The sequence below is a fragment of the Aquabacter albus genome, from assembly GCF_040049275.1.
Taxonomy (GTDB): Bacteria; Pseudomonadota; Alphaproteobacteria; order Rhizobiales; family Xanthobacteraceae; genus Aquabacter.
The window spans coordinates 68442-87473 of the sequence record NZ_JBDZDT010000012.1 but is presented as its reverse complement, the minus strand read 5'-3'; the positions used below and the strand labels follow the sequence as shown (position 1 = coordinate 87473).

18 protein-coding genes are annotated in these 19032 nt (G+C 62.3%); 16 read left to right on the top strand and 2 right to left on the bottom strand.

Features of this window, described 5'->3' with window-relative positions; translation table 11 throughout:
- Window positions 1–6 precede the first annotated feature (6 nt).
- Entirely contained in the window at window positions 7–1275 is a 1269-nt protein-coding gene (locus ABLE91_RS25780) for a bifunctional folylpolyglutamate synthase/dihydrofolate synthase (protein ID WP_348935411.1), read from the bottom strand.
- Window positions 1276–1681: 406 nt separating this feature from the next.
- On the opposite strand from ABLE91_RS25780, the gene folK reads away from it, so the two are divergent.
- From folK to ABLE91_RS25720, 12 genes are all read left to right on the top strand, one after another.
- On the top strand, window positions 1682–2224 hold the full coding sequence (folK, locus tag ABLE91_RS25775; RefSeq protein ID WP_348935410.1) for a 2-amino-4-hydroxy-6-hydroxymethyldihydropteridine diphosphokinase: 543 nt from the start codon (window positions 1682–1684) through the stop codon (window positions 2222–2224).
- 2 nt (window positions 2225–2226) lie between these two features.
- Window positions 2227–3501, top strand: coding sequence for a M20 metallopeptidase family protein (locus ABLE91_RS25770; RefSeq protein WP_348935409.1), 1275 nt, complete (start codon window positions 2227–2229; stop codon window positions 3499–3501).
- Between the two features lie 109 nt (window positions 3502–3610).
- Window positions 3611–4345, top strand: coding sequence for a class I SAM-dependent methyltransferase (locus ABLE91_RS25765; RefSeq protein WP_348935408.1), 735 nt, complete (start codon window positions 3611–3613; stop codon window positions 4343–4345).
- A gap of 185 nt (window positions 4346–4530) precedes the next feature.
- Window positions 4531–5667 carry an acyl-CoA dehydrogenase family protein gene (locus ABLE91_RS25760; protein ID WP_348935407.1) on the top strand — a complete coding sequence of 379 codons (1137 nt, stop codon included), beginning with the start codon at window positions 4531–4533 and terminating at the stop codon, window positions 5665–5667.
- 38 nt (window positions 5668–5705) lie between these two features.
- Window positions 5706–6518 (top strand): MBL fold metallo-hydrolase, encoded by an 813-nt coding sequence (locus tag ABLE91_RS25755; RefSeq protein ID WP_348935406.1) that lies wholly within the window; start codon window positions 5706–5708, stop codon window positions 6516–6518.
- Between the two features lie 346 nt (window positions 6519–6864).
- Window positions 6865–7707, top strand: a complete 843-nt coding sequence (gene folP / locus ABLE91_RS25750; protein ID WP_510181999.1) for a dihydropteroate synthase — start codon at window positions 6865–6867, stop codon at window positions 7705–7707.
- A 134-nt stretch (window positions 7708–7841) separates the two neighbouring features.
- A complete protein-coding gene (locus tag ABLE91_RS25745) occupies window positions 7842–9332 on the top strand; it encodes an MDR family MFS transporter (RefSeq protein ID WP_348935405.1) in 1491 nt (496 codons plus the stop codon).
- A gap of 238 nt (window positions 9333–9570) precedes the next feature.
- Window positions 9571–10434 (top strand): amidohydrolase family protein, encoded by an 864-nt coding sequence (locus tag ABLE91_RS25740; protein ID WP_348935404.1) that lies wholly within the window; start codon window positions 9571–9573, stop codon window positions 10432–10434.
- A gap of 144 nt (window positions 10435–10578) precedes the next feature.
- Window positions 10579–12105, top strand: coding sequence for an amidohydrolase family protein (locus ABLE91_RS25735; RefSeq protein ID WP_348935403.1), 1527 nt, complete (start codon window positions 10579–10581; stop codon window positions 12103–12105).
- Window positions 12106–12110: 5 nt separating this feature from the next.
- Complete coding sequence (locus ABLE91_RS25730; RefSeq protein ID WP_348935402.1) at window positions 12111–13133, top strand: CobW family GTP-binding protein; 1023 nt, start codon at window positions 12111–12113, stop codon at window positions 13131–13133.
- A gap of 351 nt (window positions 13134–13484) precedes the next feature.
- Window positions 13485–14537 carry a sensor histidine kinase gene (locus ABLE91_RS25725; RefSeq protein WP_348935401.1) on the top strand — a complete coding sequence of 351 codons (1053 nt, stop codon included), beginning with the start codon at window positions 13485–13487 and terminating at the stop codon, window positions 14535–14537.
- A gap of 59 nt (window positions 14538–14596) precedes the next feature.
- Complete coding sequence (locus ABLE91_RS25720; protein ID WP_348935400.1) at window positions 14597–14968, top strand: response regulator; 372 nt, start codon at window positions 14597–14599, stop codon at window positions 14966–14968.
- 120 nt (window positions 14969–15088) lie between these two features.
- Here ABLE91_RS25720 and ABLE91_RS25715 read toward each other — a convergent pair whose 3' ends face one another.
- On the bottom strand, window positions 15089–15985 hold the full coding sequence (locus ABLE91_RS25715; protein ID WP_348935399.1) for a LysR family transcriptional regulator: 897 nt from the start codon (window positions 15983–15985) through the stop codon (window positions 15089–15091).
- Window positions 15986–16213: 228 nt separating this feature from the next.
- Here ABLE91_RS25715 and ABLE91_RS25710 point away from each other — a divergent pair, with 228 nt between their 5' ends.
- The 4 genes from ABLE91_RS25710 (at window position 16214) to ABLE91_RS25695 (ending at window position 19030) form a co-directional block, all read left to right on the top strand.
- Complete coding sequence (locus ABLE91_RS25710; RefSeq protein WP_348935398.1) at window positions 16214–16948, top strand: SDR family NAD(P)-dependent oxidoreductase; 735 nt, start codon at window positions 16214–16216, stop codon at window positions 16946–16948.
- Window positions 16949–16997: 49 nt separating this feature from the next.
- On the top strand, window positions 16998–17750 hold the full coding sequence (locus ABLE91_RS25705; RefSeq protein ID WP_348935397.1) for an SDR family NAD(P)-dependent oxidoreductase: 753 nt from the start codon (window positions 16998–17000) through the stop codon (window positions 17748–17750).
- A gap of 128 nt (window positions 17751–17878) precedes the next feature.
- Entirely contained in the window at window positions 17879–18292 is a 414-nt protein-coding gene (locus ABLE91_RS25700; RefSeq protein ID WP_348935396.1) for a nuclear transport factor 2 family protein, read from the top strand.
- 105 nt (window positions 18293–18397) lie between these two features.
- Window positions 18398–19030, top strand: coding sequence for a class I SAM-dependent methyltransferase (locus ABLE91_RS25695; RefSeq protein WP_348935395.1), 633 nt, complete (start codon window positions 18398–18400; stop codon window positions 19028–19030).
- The last annotated feature ends 2 nt before the right edge of the window (window positions 19031–19032 follow it).

Genomic DNA, 19032 nt, shown 5'->3' with positions numbered 1-19032 from the left:
CGCGCTTCAGAGCTGGTCCGGCCGCGGGGTCACCAGCCGGTGAAGGATCGGCCGCACCGCGCCGACGACGTGCAGGGACCCGGTGACAAGTATCCAGTCTTGCGCGGCGGCGAAGGCGGAAGCCTTTGCAACCGCATCGCCAGGGTGCGCCGCCACCACGGCGGCGAGCCCGAGGCTGTCGGCGAGGTTGCGGAGTTCGGAGGGCTCGTAGGAGGGCGGCCCGGAGGTGGTTCGGGTGCAAATCACGATGCTGGCGTGCGGCTTGAGGACGTTCAGCATTTCGCGTGCCTGCTTGTCGCGCCCGAGCCCGAATACGACGGCGCAGGGGCCTGCGAGGTCGGCCATGTTGCCGAGGTCGGCCAGCACGGCCTCGAGGTTGAAGGGCACGTGTGCGCCATCCAGGATCACCGGCAGGAAGGCTCGCGGCGCATAGTCAAGACCGTTCGCCACGGTGGCCAGCGGCAGATCGAACCGCTCCATGCGGCCCGGCAGGCGCGCGGCACGGCGGGTTTCCGCATCAACGAGCCATCCCGCCACCGGGCCGGGCGGCAGATCCGGCCGGCAGATCGACACCCCGCGACGTCCAAGCTCGTCGAGCACCGCCTGCGCGAGCCCGGTATTGATCTCGGCTATGGCCTCTCCGGGTCGCGGCGGACGAAACACGATAGGGCATCCGAGCTCTTCCGCTGCAGCACGCACGACTGCTCCGGCCTCACCGTCCGGCTCCACCGCGGTGACAAGCGTCGCACCCCGTTTGAGGATGCCGACCTTCTGGTAGGCGATCGCGGTATGCGTCGTGCCGAGGATCGCAGTGTGTTCCAGCCCGACATTGGTGAGGACTGCTACTTCCCCGTCGACGACGTTGGTCGAATCGGAGCGGCCGCCCATGCCGCATTCGAGTATCGCCCAATCGACACCGGCCTCGGCGAAGGCAAGGATGGCTGCCAGGGTTTCGAGATCGAACCGCGTGACGGCATACCCCGGCCCGCCTTGCCGGAAGGCCTCTTCGCGGACCGACCATGCCCGTTCCAGGGCTGCGGCGAGCGAGCGCTCGTCGATCTCATGCCCGCCGAAGGTCACGCGTTCCGTGACCCTCTCAACATGGGGCGAGGAGAAGCGTCCCACCTTCAAGCCCGCGCGATGGAGCCCAGCCTCGATGAGGGCGGCAACGGAGCCCTTCCCCTTCGTGCCGGCCACGTGCACGGTGCGAAAGGCGAGCTGAGGGTTGCCGACACGATCGAGCAGATCGCGCAGCGGATCGAGCACGACCGGCATGCCGCCTCTCCGATCCCTGTTCTCCCAATCGATGAGGCTTCCAAGTTTCGAGAGGACCAGAGCCAGACTGGGATCGAGCGCGTCGCGTCGCATCACGTCATTCTTCCAATTTTTCGATGTTACGGCCCAAGGCCCGCGCGAGACGGGCGACCAGAGAGAGACCATTTTGGAAAAAATAAGGAACAGATTCAAGTTGTTACGATAATATTCGTACTAATTCTATATATCTTACGGAATAAGATTGACAAACTCGACCAGATAAAAGGACAAGAACGACGCAAATACGCAATAGAAAGCTTCGACGTGGCGCCTGTTCTCCGGAAGAAGGGCAACCTTAGCCTCGCCACCGTGAAGATGCGCCAATATGATCCCGGGCATTTTCTTTTTTTGAGTGTGCGGGGGCGCCATGACTGAATTCACGCTCTCGTTGGGTAGCAATGTCGGCGACAAGGCTGAGAACCTCCGGCGCGCGATCGAGCGGTTCGGAACGGAGCCCGATATCTCGATCATCACCGTTTCGCCGTTCTACCGGTCCGCGCCATGGGGGAAGACTGACCAGGACTGGTTCGTCAACGCCTGCGCCATCGGCCGCACGCGCCTCTCTCCGTTGGAGTTGCTGGGCCGGTGCCAGAGGATTGAGGCCGATCAGGGCCGTGTGCGCGGTGTGCGATGGGGACCGCGGGTGATCGACGTCGACATCCTCATCTACGGCGATGTCGAACTCGAAACGGAGACACTGACCCTTCCCCATCGGCGTCTGTTCGATCGCGCCTTCGTCCTCGTTCCGCTGGCGGCGATCGACAGCACTCGCGTGATCAAGGGGCGGCGCGTCGCCGATGCGCTTGCCGCGCTGCCGGACGGCGGCGCCGATGTAGAGAGAATGGACCACATGCCAGCCATGGTCCTGGAAACAGCGATCGCCCTCAATCCGATGGAGGAACGGCCATGAGCATGAACGAGACAGCCGTCTATGAGCCCTTATTATTCAGTCGCGAGACTATCTTCTCGCTCAGCGCGCTCGATGACGAGATACAAAAGGCGCTCCCGGTTGCGCAGGCGGCTTATACCTACATGCATCGGAACCCGGAACTCGGACATGCCGAGTACAAGGCACATGCTTATGTGTCGGAGCAGATTTCGGCGCTCGGACGATTCTCGATCTTCCCCTCGCAGAGCGCGCCCACCGCAGTGATCGCCGTGTACGACACGGGCCGACCGGGACCCGTGATTGCGATCCGCGCCGAGCTCGATGCGCGCCCCCTAGATCCCGGAGTCGTCGAGCCGCACGATCACAATCCCCGCTCCGAGATCGACGGGCTCATGCACAATTGCGGCCACGACGCGCACACCGCCATGCTCCTGGCGATGGCGCGCGTGGTCCACGCCCAACCCCACTGGTTCGCGGGCAGGATCGTGCTCGTGTTCCAGCCGGCGGAAGAGATCGGCCGCGGGGCCGACGACCTCATCCAAGAAGGCATCATCGCCCGCCTCGGCGTCGAGCAGGCCTTCGCACTCCACGTCTCTCCCCCCCTCCAGCTCGGGATCGTGAGCATCGCCTCCGGCCCCCGGCTTGCGGGCAGCAACTATTTCAGGCTGGTGATCGAGGGCAGAGGCTCCCACGCCGCGGCTCCCTATGCGGGTGACGATATCCCCTCGCTCGCGGCCCGGCTCGTCGAGGCTCTCACCACGTTGCCGGCGCGGCGCCTCGATCTGGCGAACCGTCCGATGGTGTTGTCGGTCACGAGCCTGAAGGCCGATTCCGGCGCCTCCAACACCTTGCCCGGAAGCGCCGAGCTCGTGGGCACGATCCGGGCGTTCGAGGACCTCCGCGTCGCGCCGCCCGGCGAGAGATCGCTGGAGGCGATCATCACCGACACCATTGTCTCGGTGTTACATGGCGTGAGCTATGAATGGTCGCTCCGGCAGGCCACTCCGTCCATGCGGAACGACGAGGAGCTTTTCTCCAGGATCGTGCCGCCGTTGCAGCTCATTTGGCCCGGCGCCCTCGACGTGCGGTCTCGGCGGGGCATGTTCGCGGATGATTTCGCCTATTACACGCAGGTGCTGCCGGCGCTCTATTTCGGCCTCGGCGTCGCGAAGGACGAGTTCGGCCGGTCCGGCGAGCACACGGCAGACTTCAATATCCATCCGGACAGCCTAGCCAGCGGCATCCGCCTCATGACGCTGCTGGCACATCTCGCCACGAATGCCGAGAAGGGCGCGTAATCATTGATGCCGGCTTGCCGGGCAATGACGCTCGGCAAGCCGGCATCACGCGCACAAAGGTCTTCACAGACAGATTTTTGAACTGACACCCGCCATCAGGGAGCGATCGATGTCGAAGGGATCCGTCGACCGGGACTACTGGTCCGCCGTAGCAGACGAATGGATCGCCTGGGCCCGCCTGCCTGACCATGATGCATTCTGGTCCTATCGCAGTGCACTCTCCGGGTTCATCGGCAAAGGCAACGGTGCGGCGCTTGATGTGGGCTGCGGCGAAGGGCGCGTGTCGCGTGAGTTGAAGACGCTGGGATATCACGTCACCGCCTGCGACGCGGTGGACGCGATGGTGGCCGCCGCCGCCGCGGCCGAGTCGGCCGACGACTACGCGGTCGCAGATGCCGCCGCGCTTCCGCTCGATAGTGATCGGTTCGATTTGGTTGTCGCCTACAATATGCTGATGGACGTTGAGAACGTGCCGGCCGTGCTGAGGGAGATCCGACGGGTGCTGCGGCCAGGCGGGCGACTCGTGTTGTCACTGGTGCATCCCTTCCGCAATCGCGGTCGCTTCGTCAACACTGCGCCGGACGCCCCCTTCGTGCTGGACGGCACGTACTACGGGCGGGAGCGTTTCGAGGGCGAGGAGAAGCTCGACGGCGTGCGCGTCCGCTTTACCGGATGGTGGTCACAGCCGCTGGAGACCTATGTGGATGCGCTAGCGGGCGCCGGGCTGGCGATCACCGCCTTGCGCGAACCTCTGCCGGAGCAGCGGGACGGGCGGAATGCCTTGCAGCAATGGATGCGGGTACCACTGTTCCTTTGGGTAGAAGCGAGGCCGCTGGCCTGGTGAAAGGGCTGTGCAGTGGTTCGCAACATCCCGATCGAGCGACCAACTCGCGGCGGCCGACCGGACACGGGCAAGGTTGGTCGCGTCCAGTGCATCGTGGCGGCGGACAGGCAGAGATAGCCGATGTGGAGGAGCGTGAAATGGGGCATGAGAGCGAGATGCCGCGAGCTTACTCGAACCTACATCAGATGATGTCGATGACCGAGCCGGCGATTAGCCTGCTCGCCGCCGTTTGCGAAATAGGCCCCGTGCTCGCCACACGCGCCCACGACATCGAACGCGAGCGCCGAATACCCATCGACGTAGTGGAACGCCTGAAGGCGATCGGCGTATACCGGCTGTTTGTGCCGCGAAGCCATGGCGGGCTGGAGCTCGATTTTCCGGCGGGACTGGAAATCTTGCGCGAAGTCGCGAAAATCGATGGATCGCTCGGCTGGACCACTATGATTGCTCTCGCCGGCGCGCTTTTTACGCCCTTGTTGCCGCGCCAGACCTACGACGACGTTTATCGCAATGGCCCGAATGTCATCGTTGCTGGATCGGTCCAGCCAATAGGGACTGCCGAGCTTAGGTGTGGCGTCTGGCATGTGAGCGGCCGATGGCCGTTGGTCAGTGCCTGCCAACATGCCGACTGGCTCGTCGGCGCCTGTGTTGTTACCGAAGGGGGAAGCCTGGTTCCCGGATCAACCCGCTCCTTCGCCTTGCCTGCCTCGGAGTGGCAGATCGAAGATACCTGGCACTCCGCAGGACTGAAGGGCACGGGAAGCCATCACATCACCATCGAGCGTGTGGCGGTTCCGGAGAAGAATTTCTTCGATTCAGAAAAGCAGACGTCATGCGTCCCGGGGCCACTCTACAAGACTTTGAAACTGTTCATCCCGCTCCTGCATGCTGCTGTCTCTCTCGGAATCGCCGAAGCCGCCTTCGATGACATCGTTGCGATAGCGAAGGGGGGCAGGCAACAGGAGAAGGCAACCGCACCGATGCGGGAGAGTGAAATGTTTCGAAGTGAACTCGGCCGTGTGGATGCCGATCTGCGCGCAGCACGCGCGTATTTCCGGGACCAGGTTGCACGTCAATGGCGCCACGCTCTCACTGTGTCCCTAGATGATGCGACACTGCATGTGGAAGGCGTTCAGAGCGCGATCTGGGTTACCAACAGGTGTGTTCAAATCGCTGACATGTGCTTTTCGCTTGGGGGCGCTGCTGCCCTTTATGACAGCTCGCCTTTGCAACGGCGAATGCGCGATTTGCATGCTGCCGCCCAACACCCGACCGTACAGATGCGACGCTATGTTGAGGTGGGCACAAGGCTTCTGAGTTGAAGGGCAGCATGATATCCCTGAGCGCGCTGGAGGCAAGAATGGCTTTTTTTGTGTGTACCGGGTGCGGAACTCAGTATCCCAAATCGGAAATGCCGCCCTCACATTGCACGATCTGTGAGGACGAGCGGGAGGCAACGCCTTCGACCGGTCAGAGGTGGACGACGCTCCCGGCACTGCGCCAGACCCATTTCAATGGGTGGCGTCGCTATGAACCGGATCTGTTTGGGATCGGCATGTTCCCTGCTTTCGGAATCGGCCAACGGGCCCTTCTCGTACGCACGCCAACGGGCAATGTGCTGTGGGACTGTGTCACCTTACTCGACGAAGCAACGGTCGATCTCATCAGGTCGTTAGGCGGAATCGACGCCATCGCAATAAGCCACCCGCACTATTATTCCTCGATGGTGGAGTGGGCTCATGCCTTCGACGCCCCAGTCTGGTTGCACGAAGGTGATCGAGACTGGATCATGCGCCCGGACCCCGCAATTTGCTTATGGGCCGGTCATACCCACGAGCTGAAGCCGGGGCTCACTTTGATAAATATTCCAGGCCACTTCGATGGCGCAACGGTGGCCCACTGGGCGGCTGGCGCAGACGGCCTTGGAGCACTTTTGTCGGCGGATATCGTGAACGTCAATCGGGACCGTAAGTCCGTTAGTTTCATGAGGAGCTTTTCTAATTTTATTCCATTATCACCTGCCGATGTGCAGATCGCTAGAGATCAGCTGACACCATTCGCGTTCGATCGCCTCTATTCCGCGTGGTGGAACCTTACGATCACCTCGGAAGGCAAGCAGGCCATAGCCAACTCCGAAGCACGCTATATTGATCGGGTCAGGGGGCTAGCATGACGAGGCTGGATAGGAATTCCGCCTTCTCAACGGCACCCAATCTGTCTGTTCAACCGAGCCTCGAAAGCACGTTCGTATGCGGGGCCGAGCTTCGTGGCAAACGGTATAGCCGAAGAGATTTGAATATTGCTCAAGCATACCCGCTCCCGACGAGGTTACCACCCTCGCCTCCACCCGCCATTCTGCGGGATAGCGCGGGTCACGCAGGGGGCGGACCGCATGATGGCCGCCAGCATGACCATGCCGCAAGTGGCCATGCATGCCCGGGAGCGGGCGGGAGACGACGTGGTGAACCGCATTGTGGTTGCCGTTCCCGGCCTGCGTCAGGTGGCGTGAGGTGCTTTAAATGACCATGGGCGCCGCACCGGCCCGGGTAATCGAGGCATGCGACCGGCGCCTGACGCTGGGGCCGCGCACCCTCGTCATGGGCATCCTCAACGTGACACCCGATTCCTTCTCCGATGGAGGGCTGAGCGCCACGCCGGAGGATGCCGTCGCCAACGGCCGTCACATGGCGGCTGAGGGCGCGGACATCCTGGACGTGGGCGGGGAATCAACGCGCCCCGGCCATACGCCGGTGCCGGCCGACCAGGAATGGGCGCGCGTCGCGCCTGTCATCAAGGCGCTGGCGCGGGACGACATGCCCCCCGTCTCCATCGATACCTGGAAGGCCGAGGTGGCGGCAAAAGCCGTCATGGCGGGAGCGGTGATCATAAACGATGTCTGGGGCCTCACCCGCGATACGGACATGGCCCGCGTCATCGCGGACACGGGTGCGGCGGCGGTGCTCATGCACAATCGCGAAACCATCGACGGCACACTCGACATCGTTCAGGACATGCTCGCCTTTTTCAAGCGGGCGCTGGAAAAGGCAGAGAAGGCCGGCGTGAAGCGGGAGCGCATCGTGCTTGATCCCGGCATCGGCTTCGGCAAGACCTTCGAGCAGAATCTGTCCACCCAGAAGAACCTTTCCGCCCTGCGCGCGCTTGACCAGCCGCTGCTGCTTGGCACTTCGCGCAAATCCTTCATCGGCAGGATCATCGAGACCACCACCGACGAGCGCCTGCCGGGCACCATCGCCTCCAATGCCATCGGCATCCTGGCCGGTGTCGAGATCATCAGGGTCCATGACGTGGCAGCCCATATCCAGGCCGCGCGGGTCACTGAGGCCATCCGCGACGCGCAATAACGGCACGGAGGTCGCGCAATGCGGACTGATCGGACGATCGCTGCTGCAGGCGGAGCGTATTTCACGTCAAGGAGAACCCGAACGCTTTAGCCGCGGCTCCTGGCAAACTATTTGAAAATGGCTGGGGATACAGGATGTCCATTGCAGTCGCGCGTTCACACCGTCACTTGGTCTTTGGCACCATCATGCTCGCGACCTTCATGGTTGCGATCGAGACGACCATTGTCGCAACCGCCATGCTCCGCATCGTCGGGCAACTCGGCGGATTTGCCTCCTATAGCTGGGTTTTCTCCGCATTCCTGCTTGCACAGGCGGCCACGACACCAATCTATGGCAAGCTGTCGGACATGTTCGGTCGCAAGCCGGTTCTGATCGGCGGCGTCCTGCTTTTCCTCGCCGGCACCCTGATGTGCGGCTTTGCGTGGTCGATGCCTTCGCTGATCCTGTTCCGTGCGCTGCAGGGGCTCGGCGCGGGCGCAATCTACCCCGTGTCCATGACGGTTGTCGGGGACCTCTACACTCTCGAGGAACGGAGCCGTGCACAGGGTATGCTTGCTATTGTCTGGGCGGTGTCGGCGGCCGCCGGGCCAGTAGCGGGTGGCGTCATCATCGACAGCTTCTCGTGGGCATGGGTCTTCTGGATCAACCTCCCGCCCGGAGTGCTCGTAATCACCGGATTATCTTTCTTTCTGCGGGAGAACGTGGCGTCCCGACAGGTTCGGATCGACTACGTCGGCGCGATCCTGTTTTCGATCGCGATCGTTGCGTTCCTGCTCATCCTCACACAAACTAATGCACTGGGGTGGGAACTGGCGGCGCTCACCTTCCTGTGCGTTGTTGCAGGTTGGCTTTTCATTCGTCAGGAAAAGCGGGCTACGGAACCGATCATTTCCATCGACCTGTGGACGCGGCGCCTGATCGCGAGCAGCAATATCGCCACGTTCCTCGTCGGCATGGTGTGGATCGGGCTCACAACCATCCTGCCAATCTATTTCCAGGCCGTGCTCGGGCGCTCGCCGATCGCCTCTGGCGTGACCTTGACGACGCTCGTCTTCGGTTGGCCGATGGCCGTGATGCTGTCGGGCCGTCTCTACAGGACGTTCGGCATCCAGCGCACGGTGCGGGCCGGGAGTTTCATGTTTCTGCTGGGCACTATCTTCCTGTTGTTCCTGACGCCACAGAGCGGCCTCGTGCTTGCCGGCGTGGGATCGTTTCTAATGGGCTTTGGAATGGGCATCATCAGCATCACCGGCATCATGCTGGTACAGGAAAGTGTCGGATGGTCTATGCGCGGGGCCGCAACATCATCGATCATCTTTTCACGCAGCCTTGGCAATACGCTCGGAGCGGCAGCGCTTGGCGCTATTCTGAGCATCGGTATCCAGCACTATGCCGGCGGCGAACGCGCGACCCAGCTTCTCGCACTTCTCAATGAACCTACCGGGTTTGCCGAGCTTGCTCACAATACGGACATCCGCATGATCTTCTACCACGCAGTGTGCTGGAGCTTCTGGGGCGTCATTCTTATCGCGACGCTCGCGGTCGTCGTCACTTGGCTCATTCCCGATGAGAGCCGAAATGACGATGTGGCCGCTGAGGACGTTATGGAGGCTGTGGTGGAGTGACCTTGAATGAGCACCGGTACTTCCAGCACGAACGGGCATCCTCCGCGCGATCTCGAATAGATCACGGACTGCGCAACAAACTAAAAAGCCTGCCTATGAATGCTGGCACGCGGTGGGTTTTTACGTGTGTTGAATCGGTGGCGCGTCTGCATCGTCGAACTCGCTATTGAAGCGGGGCATCCGTCGCCGGCCTTCCCCGAGGTGCTGAGTTCATTCCGTCGATCGAGAAGTCTTGTCCATGGCAGAAATTCTCCCAACCGCTAACGCCTGTGATTGCCATGTGCACATCATTGGCCCGAAGGTTCGTTTTCCGCTCGCGACCCCGCGCAGCTACACGCCCGTGGACGCGCCGCTTCCCGATTTGGAGGCGATGATGGCCCGGCTCGGTCTAGAGCGGGCGGTGATCGTCCAGCCGAGCATTTATGGCAGCGACAATGCCTGCACCCTTGATGCGCTCGATCGCCTCGGCCCCAAGGCGCGGGCTGTGGCAGTGCTGGGTCCCCGCACACCACTCTCGATGCTGGACGATCTTGACCAGCGCGGGGTGAGAGGATTGAGAGTCAATATTGTCTCTCACGGCACCAAATCCACGGCAGAAATCCGAGACGAGCTCCGGGCGGCGGCGGACCTCTGCGCGCGCAACAATTGGCATGTACAGGCTTTTGTCTCGGCCTCTGCACTTGAAACCATCGCTCCCCTGGTGCGCGAGTTGCCGGTGCCGGTCGTGTTCGATCATTTCGCCATGGTACCGCCACGGGAGGCGGACGGGCCTGCGGCCGACACGGTGTGTCGGCTTCTCGAGGAAGGCCGGGCCTGGGTGAAGCTCTCCGGCTCCTACCGTCTCGCAGACAACCCATTCGACCCCGCTTTGGACCGCCTCGCCGCCCGCTATGCGGCGGCCAATCCCAACCATCTGGTGTGGGCGTCCGACTGGCCGCACACGCCGGAGCACACGGGCATCTCAGGCGGGGACGAACGCGAACTCCCCTATCGCGACATGGATACCCGCGGCCTCTTGGGCCTGTTTGACCGGTGGGTGGGCGAAGCGCACCGCGAGCGCATCCTCGTGACAAATCCCGCCCGGCTCTACGGCTTCACCTGAGACACTCTTTCGGAGTTGCGTGTTGAATGCACATCGGACCGAATATTTGTGCCTAGCGTCCGTCGCCGGCGGTACTGCCAATGATATTCCATATCCGCTTTGGAATGCAGGGAGAGCCGGTCGCAACGACACGGCCGCAATCTGATGCGGCATCAGGCGGGAGCAACCATGGCGAAAGAAGAGACATTTGACCTGGTCATCGCCAACGGGCGCGCGATGGACCCGGAAACCGGGCTCGACGGCATCCGGCATGTGGGGGTGCGGGCAGACAAGATCGCCGCCATCTCGCTGACGCCGCTTTCCGGTGGCGCCGTCCTCGACGCGAGCCGGCATGTCGTGGCGCCCGGCTTTATCGACGGACATTCCCATGGCGCCAACGATGCCTTTGCAGTGAAGCTCGGCCTGATGGATGGCAGGACCACGCAGCTCGATCTCGAGATCGGCGCCTGGCCGGTGGATCGCTGGTATGACCGCCTGAAGGGGCGCTCCCAGAGCAATTACGGCGCCTCGGTCAGCCATTTGGCCGTCCGCGAGGAAGTGTTTGGCGGCTTCGTCCCGGCCACCGGCAATTTCTTCCTGGAGGTCTGGAAGGCCAAGGGGTTCTGGTCAACCAGCAAGGCGTCGGAGAGAGATCTCGAACACATATTGGCCAGTATCGAGAAAGGGCTCAATCTCGGTGCGCTGGGCATCGGGACGCCCGTCGGCTACGCAGTCGAGGGCATGACCGCCTATGAGATGAACCAGGCATGGCGGCTTGCCGGCAAGCATGGTCTGTTCGCCACCGTGCATGGTCGCTTCTCCAGCCTATCGCTGCCGACGGAAGGCCTCCTTGGCCATCTTGAAGCGATGGCCAACGCCCAGATGCACGGCATCGGCCTGCTGATCCATCACTATCATGGCCAGGTGCTGAGCCAGGTGGAGGAGACGGCTCGCATTGTCGACCAGGCGCGGGCGAACGGCATGAAAGTGCTGCTAGAAGTCTACCCCTACACTTTCGGCTCGTCGATCATGATGGCCGATTACCTGCACCCCGAGAATTACAAGAAGAACATGGGCCACGACTATGGCGACATCACCCTCGTGCGTACCATGCAGCCGCTGACCAAGGAGACTTACGAGGCGGAGCTGAAGAACAGCCCTGGCGCAACCATACTGTTCGAGCACTGCACCGAAGAAGACATGCTCAAGGGGCTGGCCTGGCCGAGCGTCTGCCTCGGCAGCGATAGTGTTCCCTACATCGACGCGGCATCGAGCCATGATAATGAAGAGGGCGCGACCACCGTTCCCTACGACTATCCCTTTGAGGCCGCGAAAGGCCACCCGCGCAGCGCGGGCACCTATGCCCGCGTCTTCCGCTATGTGCGTGAGAAGAAGCTGATGTCACTGATGACGGCGGTGGCGAAGTCGAGCTACCTCCTCGCCAAGTTTCTCGAGGAATGCGGTGTGCCACAAATGGCCACCAAGGGCCGGCTGCAGGTCGGCGCCGATGCGGACATCACCGTCTTCGATCCCGAGACCATCACTGACAATTCAACCCGCGAGAATGGTGCCCTGCCATCCAGCGGCATCTCCCATGTGATCGTGAACGGCCAGTCCGTGCTGCGTGACGGTCAGATCATCGAGGGCGTCTATCCCGGCCGGCCGATTCGCCGACCTTTTGCCTCGGCATGACAGGTGTGGCGACGCCCGTTCCGGTCGTGGTCGTCGCCGGCTTCCTCGGCGCTGGCAAGACCAGCCTCGTCAACCACCTCGTCAGCCAATGCCACGACCTGCGGGCCGCGGTGGTGGTGAATGATTTCGGCGCCATCAACATCGATGCGGAACTCGTGGTGGGCGTCGATGGAAATGTCTATGGTCTCGCCAATGGCTGCATCTGCTGCGCTATCCGCGACGACCTCGTTTCGACCTGTCTCGGCCTCATCCGCACCTTCGGCGCGCTCGACTTGGTCATCGTGGAGACAAGCGGAGCGTCAGATCCCTTGCAGGTGGCGAACGCCTTCATGCGCCCGGAGCTTGCCGGCATGATGCAGGTTAGCGCCATCTTGGGCGTGGTGGACGCTGTTCATTTCGGGCGCCACGAGGGCGACATCGCGCAGCTCGCCAGGACGCAATTGTCGGTCGCCGACATCGTGGTGCTCAACAAGGCGGACCTGGTCAGTGTCGGCGGCTTAGCCGAAATGAAGGCCGTGATCTCCGAGACGGCGACACGGGCGCGTATCCTGGAGACCTCCCACGGCATTGTCCCGCTCAATCTTGTACTGGACCTAACACGTCTTCCTGCCTTGGGCGGCAGAGCGCGTTTCCTTGCGGATGGCGGCGGGAATGCGCACACCTACCTCGCCACCTGGGTGTGGGAGCAATCGCAGCCGCTAGCCCTGAACAAGCTGCGCGAGGCCTTCGATGCACTTCCCGCCGGCCTCTATCGCGCGAAGGGCTTTATTCACCTCGACGAGATGCCAGATCGAAAGATCCTGCTGCAGATGGTTGGCCGGCGCTCCAGCCTCAACGCCGGTGGCCCATGGAACGGGCAAGGCCCTGCCACACGCGTTGTGATGATTGGCGCGCCGGACGCCATGAGCCCAAATGCACTACGGGACACCCTGGACGCTTCTGTTGCAGATCCAGGCTCTCCCTCCGCGCTCAGGCTGCTCGTGTCTCAGTTGTCTGTGCAGACGCACGGGGCGCCCGATGCGCTCTAGCGCCGGGAGCGGAAATTGGCGAGGTCTCGACTGGGACGCATTTTGTATTGAAGGTGGAGGGAATCGAACTTGCGGAATGCGCCTGGAGCGAAACTTGGCCTCGCTTCGAAAGCAATCCGTCTCAGCAATCGCCGCCCGGCAGGCGTCCAAGACCCGTTCGCATGACCACGCGACACACTTAGTTGCCACCGATTCCACGTGGCCACCGTGCTATCCCGATTAAGTGTGGCGCCGATACAGAGCGGACATGATAGGGTCCCTTAGAGCGTCAGCCTCGTTGCCTGTGTTGACGGCCGTTCACTGCCGAGTGATGGCTCGCCCCGCGAGTTTTCGGCCCATGAGGGCCACGTCGTGTCGAAAGAACCGATCGAGCATTTCGAAGCCGCAAGCACGCTTGCCGTGGTGGTCTCATCAAACGAGCCGCTGCTTTTCCTGTCCGAGGACCAGACTGTCATTGCGGCGAGCACATCGTTCTGCCGAGCCTTTGAGATCGATCCCGCGACAATCATTGGTAAACGCCTCAGCGACGTTGGGAACGGCGAGTGGGCTATGCCCAAGCTTGCCTCGCTGCTGAAGGCGACCGCTTCAGGAAGCGCGGATATCGAAGCCTACGAAATTGACCTCGAGCGGCCAAACCAGAAGACACGGCAACTGGTGGTCAACGCGCGGACCCTTGATGATGGCGACAAGGGTCGTATCCGGCTTCTCGTGGCAGTAACCGACGTGACTGCTGTGCGCGCCGAGGCGCGCCTGAAAGACGATCTCGTCAGAGAGAAGGCCATCCTCATCCAGGAGGTCCAGCACCGGGTCGCAAACAGCCTTCAGATCATAGCCAGCGTTCTCATGCAGAGCGCGCGCCGGGTACAGTCGGAGGAAGCGCGCGGACACCTCCACAATGCCCATCTCCGGGTCATGTCGATCGCGGCCGTGCAGAGGCAGCTCTCGACGTCCACGGGCGGAAATGTTGAACTGCGCAGCTATCTGACGCAGCTTTGCGATAGCTTGGGCGCTTCGATGATCGCAGACCCGGACCGGCTCTCGATTGCGGTGACGGTTGATGACAGCGCCACGGAAGCGGACGTTTCCATCAGCCTGGGGCTTATCGTGACGGAACTGGTCATCAATGCCCTCAAGCATGCCTTCCCGGATCAGCCAACCGGCAGGATCGCGATCGACTATCGCTCGACGGGCAGCGATTGGACTCTCTCGGTGATCGACAACGGCATCGGTATGCGTACAGGGCGCCATGCACCCAAGGCAGGCCTCGGCACCGGCATTGTCGAGGCGCTCGCCAAGAATCTACTGAGTGAAATCCAGTTGAGCGATGCAAATCCCGGCACCGCGGTGACAATCAGACATAGCGGAGGCTCCGATCGCCAACCCGAGGCTCCCAGGGCCGCATAGGAACCTATTTCCCACCCAGCGCTTATCGCCCTCCTCGGCTCACTTAACCCGAGCAATGAATGTTTAACGGCAAGGCAGTCGTCCTCGTAGTCGAAGACAGCCCGATCATCCGAATGGGTGCTGTCGACCTTGTGCGATCTGCGGGTTACGTGGCGCTTGAGGCCGATAGTGCCGATGAAGCAATTCGGATGCTGGAATCGAGGGCCGATATCGACCTGGTGTTCACTGACGTGCAGATGCCGGGGACAATGGACGGCATCAAGCTATCCCATCACATTCGCGATCGGTGGCCGCCGGTAAAGTTGATTGTTGCTTCCGGAGAATCAGTCCTCGAAGAGATATATCTTCCTCAGGGCAGCCAGTTCTTCTCGAAACCCTACCGAGACCATGCAGTTGCAGACGCAATGGCCCGGATGCTTTTGAGCGACTAGGCCCGCTTCAGACAGCGGCCGTCATGTCGTCCTTCGCATCGAAGAAGCCTTGGTCGACTACGCCACCATGATCGGCGCAATCACCTTGGCGCGGATCGTATCGCCAGCGTCCGCCGCGGCTTAGTCGCGCGATATGGACAGCCCCGCAAGAAGCGGAGCGTGCGCAGCGAGCCTGCGAGATACGAACTCGGTGAAGAGTCGCACGCGCTTCGTCTTGCGTGTCTCCCCCTGTGTGAGAAGCCAGAGTGTTCCGTACATGTGGAGGTCAGTACCCGGCACTCTCTCCAGCATGGGGTCCGCGTCTCCGACAAAGCACGGCAGCGTCGTGATCCCGAGCCCTTGCCGTACAGCAACGATCTCCGCCGCGGCATCCGTGACCCTGAATGGGACCCCCGTGGTACGTACCTCACCCTCGCTGGCCCACTCCGGAATGCCATGCATGCTTATGACGATCCACCGGATGGGATCAGGCGCGCCCGCACGCCATGCGGCGAGTCGATCGCGGGATATGTAGACGCCGCCGAACAGCTCCGGTCCCTTCAGGCCGTGAAGATTGAGTGGCAGGGTCTTGCGGTCGTAGACGACGCGGATCGCCACGTCGGCCTCGCGGTTGGTCAGATTTGCCAGCTCGCCAGACGATAGGATTTCCATCTCGATGTCCGGATGCAGACGCGCGAACTCGGCGAAGTCCGGGATGAGCAGGTGTGTCGCGAGGATGGGTGTCAACGTCACCCGCAGAAGCCCGCGCACGCTTTGGTCGCGCCCGAACACGCGCGTCTCCAGCTGGTGCGACGACGCTTCCATCTGGATGGCGAGCTCGAGGACCTCCTCGCCCGCAGCCGTCAGCCGGTAGCCCGAAGGCAGCTTTTCGAACATCTGCGTCCCGAGCCGGTCCTCGAGTTGGGCGATACGTCGCAGCACGGTCGCGTGATTCACCCCGAGGCGCCCGGCGGCAGCCCGCACTGAACCTCCCCGCGCGGCGGCCAGAAAATAGCGAACATCATCCCAGTCGATCATGGTGCATTCCCGCGCCGCGAGCCGCGCCTTGCGAAGCCCAATGTAACACGCTGCACCGCAGTGCGCGCCAAAGCCGCGGCGATCAATCGCTCAACTGGATCGTTTTCGCACCACCGATGTGCGCGATTCCGCACTCACCGCCTGCCTCCAGCGAACCCATTTTGAGGCTCTCGGGGGACCTCCCCGTACAGCCAACGACCCGAGAGGGTGAAGCAGGGACTGCGCGACATGACCAGATTGAATGGAAAGACCGCCGTCATCACGGGCGGCGCCACCGGCATCGGCCTTGCCGCAGCAAAGCGATTCATCGAGGAGGGCGCCTTTGTCTTCATCTTCGGTCGCCGGCAGAACGCGCTCGACGCGGCTGTGGCCGAGCTTGGGCCGAATGCCAGGGCGGTGAAGGGCTCGGTCTCGGATGAGAGCGATCTCGACCGACTCTACGTGGCGGTGAAGGCCGAGCGCGGAACCCTCGACATCGTCTTCGCCAATGCCGGGGCGGGAAGCCCGCTTCCCCTCGGCCAGATCACCGCCGCGCACATTGATGAGACCTTCGACACCAATGTGAAGGGTACGATCTTCTCGGTCCAGAAGGCGTTGCCGCTGATGGGCGCGGGCGGTTCGATCATCCTGACAGGATCGAGCGCGGGCACCACGGGCGCCCCGGGTTTCACTGCGTACAGCGCCAGCAAGGCAGCCGTGCGCAACCTCGCGCGGACCTGGGCGGAGGATCTGAAGGGCACCGGCATCCGGGTGAATGTGCTGTCGCCTGGGGCGACGGCGACCGAACTCGCGAAGGAGGCGCTCGGCGAGGAGGGCCAGAAGGCCTACGGCGCGATGACGCCGCTCCAGCGCATGGCCGATCCGTCGGAGATCGGGGCCGTCGCCGCTTTTCTCGCGTCGTCGGACAGCAGCTTCATGACCGCCAGCGAAGTCGCCGTCGACGGCGGCCTGGCGCAACTCTGACCCCAGCGCCGTCTCCCGCCTGACCCACACAAAACCAAGGATTAAGACTATGAAGAAGCTAGAAGGCAAGGTCGCCGTCATCACGGGCGGCAGCAGCGGGATTGGGTTGGCCACGGCCAAGCGCTTCGTGGAAGAAGGCGCGCACGTCGTGATCACCGGGCGAAGAGAGAAAGAGCTGAAGGAGGCCGCTGCCTTCATCACGAGAAACGTTACGACGGTCGTCGGCGACGTGTCGCGCTTGGAAGATCTGGACCACCTCTATGCCCTCGTAAAAGAGAAACATGGTCACATCGACATTCTCTTCGCGAACGCGGGCGCGGGGACGATCGCTCCGCTCGCGGCAGCGACCGAGGCCCATTTTGACCAGACCTTCGATGTGAACGTGAAGGGTCTGTTCTTTACGGTGCAGAAGGCCCTTCCTCTCTTCAAAGACGGCGGTTCGATTATCCTGAACTCTTCCGTGTCGAACGTGTTGGGGCTTCCAGGGTTTAGCGCCTACGCCGCGAGCAAGGCTGCTGTGCGCAACTTTGCGCGCGCTTGGACCCTGGAGCTGAAAGACCGCAAAATCCGGGTGAATGCCATGAGCCCGGGGCCCATCGAGACACCCGCTTTAGCGACAACGACAGGCCTGTCCCCTGAGCAAGCCGAGCAAGCGGTTGCCCAGTTTGCATCCCAGATCCCAATGGGTCGCAGGGGACAGCCAGAGGAAATTGCGGCGGCCGTCACGTTCCTGGCCTCCGATGAAAGCTCCTACATCACCGGCATAGATCTGGCCGTCGATGGCGGCATGGCGCAGGTCTGAACTGGGGCCATCTGATCTTCAAGGACTTGGTCAAGTTCGACTGATGAACACGACCTGCCCACCGGCAGGGCCACGATGCACGGATCGGATCGAACGTGATCCGATCCGTGCGAGATGGAGACATTCCCATGAGCATTGAGACCAACATCCAGACCGTGAAGGACTTTTTCGCCGCGATCGGCCGCGGCGACAGGGAGGCTCTGCTGGCGCTGGTCGCCGAAGACATCGAGTGGATCATTCCGGGCAAGGACTGGCCGCTGGCCGGGACGTACCGCGGACGCGCGGGGCTGGCGGATTTACTTGAGACGGCCTCCAAGTCGATAGAAACGTCCACGGACCCCCGGGAGTTTGTCGCGCAAGGAGACCGGGTCCTGGTCGTCGGCTTTGCGAGGGGAAAGATCAAAGCGACGAACAAGACGTTCGAGGACGACTGGATCTTCGCCATCACAGTGCGGGGCGGCAGACTGACCAACATCCGAGAATACGTCGACACGCAAGCACTGGCCCAGGCCTCGCAGATGGATTTGTCCGGGCCTGCATAGCGCCGCTTCTGCAGCCATCGGCTCGGGGCAGACGGTTGATCAGTCGTGAATTGCCGCCTCGCACACCGCCCGCTGGTCGAATGCCTAACCGTAAGGGAGATTCCGATGTACGAGCAATCCAAGCTATCTGAGTTGATCCGGTTCGCACACATAGATGCGGGCAGCACTGTCATCGACGTTTACCCAGGTGACGGCGACTGGACGCGTCTCTTCTCTGACACCGTGGGACCCAAAGGACGAGTCTACAGCTTTGTGCCGGCGGAAGTCGCCCACTTCAAGAACGATCCGGTCGGCCTCATGCGGACACTCGCGAAGGAGCCGGGCCGAGAGAACGTCGAAGCCGTCTCGGCGGACCTCGTGGCGATGCCGGAGGTCACGCAGCCAGCGGATGTCCTGTGGCTGCACCTGTTCTACCACGATCTCCACACCACGCTGATCCAGGCCAGGGGCGCGACGGCGGCCGACTTCAATCAAGCCGTCTACGAGCGGCTGAAGCCCGGTGGGCGCTACGTCATCATCGATCACGCCGCCGCCGCCGGGACAGGCACGAGCGACACCCAGTCGCTGCATCGGATCGACCCTGCCTCCGTCCGCGAGGAGGTGGAGGCGGCAGGCTTCGTACTGGACGCGGAAAGCACCATGCTCGCGAACGAGGACGATCAGCACTCGATCAAGGTGTTCGATACGTCGATCAAGGGCCAGACTGATCGCTTCGCCTATCGGTTCGTGAAGCCCTGACA

What these genes read in the sequence shown, in the direction of transcription:
- ABLE91_RS25770 (WP_348935409.1), top strand. Translation starts at nt 2,227, where the DNA reads ATGAACGAGACAGCCGTCTATGAGCCCTTATTATTCAGTCGCGAGACT.
- ABLE91_RS25740 (WP_348935404.1), top strand. Translation starts at nt 9,571, where the DNA reads ATGGCAGAAATTCTCCCAACCGCTAACGCCTGTGATTGCCATGTGCAC.
- ABLE91_RS25745 (WP_348935405.1), top strand. Translation starts at nt 7,842, where the DNA reads ATGTCCATTGCAGTCGCGCGTTCACACCGTCACTTGGTCTTTGGCACC.
- ABLE91_RS25765 (WP_348935408.1), top strand. Translation starts at nt 3,611, where the DNA reads ATGTCGAAGGGATCCGTCGACCGGGACTACTGGTCCGCCGTAGCAGAC.
- folP (WP_510181999.1), top strand. Translation starts at nt 6,865, where the DNA reads ATGACCATGGGCGCCGCACCGGCCCGGGTAATCGAGGCATGCGACCGG.
- ABLE91_RS25710 (WP_348935398.1), top strand. Translation starts at nt 16,214, where the DNA reads ATGACCAGATTGAATGGAAAGACCGCCGTCATCACGGGCGGCGCCACC.
- ABLE91_RS25755 (WP_348935406.1), top strand. Translation starts at nt 5,706, where the DNA reads ATGGCTTTTTTTGTGTGTACCGGGTGCGGAACTCAGTATCCCAAATCG.
- ABLE91_RS25735 (WP_348935403.1), top strand. Translation starts at nt 10,579, where the DNA reads ATGCGGCATCAGGCGGGAGCAACCATGGCGAAAGAAGAGACATTTGAC.
- ABLE91_RS25715 (WP_348935399.1), bottom strand. Translation starts at nt 15,985, where the DNA reads ATGATCGACTGGGATGATGTTCGCTATTTTCTGGCCGCCGCGCGGGGA.
- ABLE91_RS25720 (WP_348935400.1), top strand. Translation starts at nt 14,597, where the DNA reads ATGTTTAACGGCAAGGCAGTCGTCCTCGTAGTCGAAGACAGCCCGATC.
- ABLE91_RS25700 (WP_348935396.1), top strand. Translation starts at nt 17,879, where the DNA reads ATGAGCATTGAGACCAACATCCAGACCGTGAAGGACTTTTTCGCCGCG.
- ABLE91_RS25695 (WP_348935395.1), top strand. Translation starts at nt 18,398, where the DNA reads ATGTACGAGCAATCCAAGCTATCTGAGTTGATCCGGTTCGCACACATA.
- ABLE91_RS25780 (WP_348935411.1), bottom strand. Translation starts at nt 1,275, where the DNA reads ATGCCGGTCGTGCTCGATCCGCTGCGCGATCTGCTCGATCGTGTCGGC.
- ABLE91_RS25705 (WP_348935397.1), top strand. Translation starts at nt 16,998, where the DNA reads ATGAAGAAGCTAGAAGGCAAGGTCGCCGTCATCACGGGCGGCAGCAGC.
- ABLE91_RS25760 (WP_348935407.1), top strand. Translation starts at nt 4,531, where the DNA reads ATGATGTCGATGACCGAGCCGGCGATTAGCCTGCTCGCCGCCGTTTGC.
- folK (WP_348935410.1), top strand. Translation starts at nt 1,682, where the DNA reads ATGACTGAATTCACGCTCTCGTTGGGTAGCAATGTCGGCGACAAGGCT.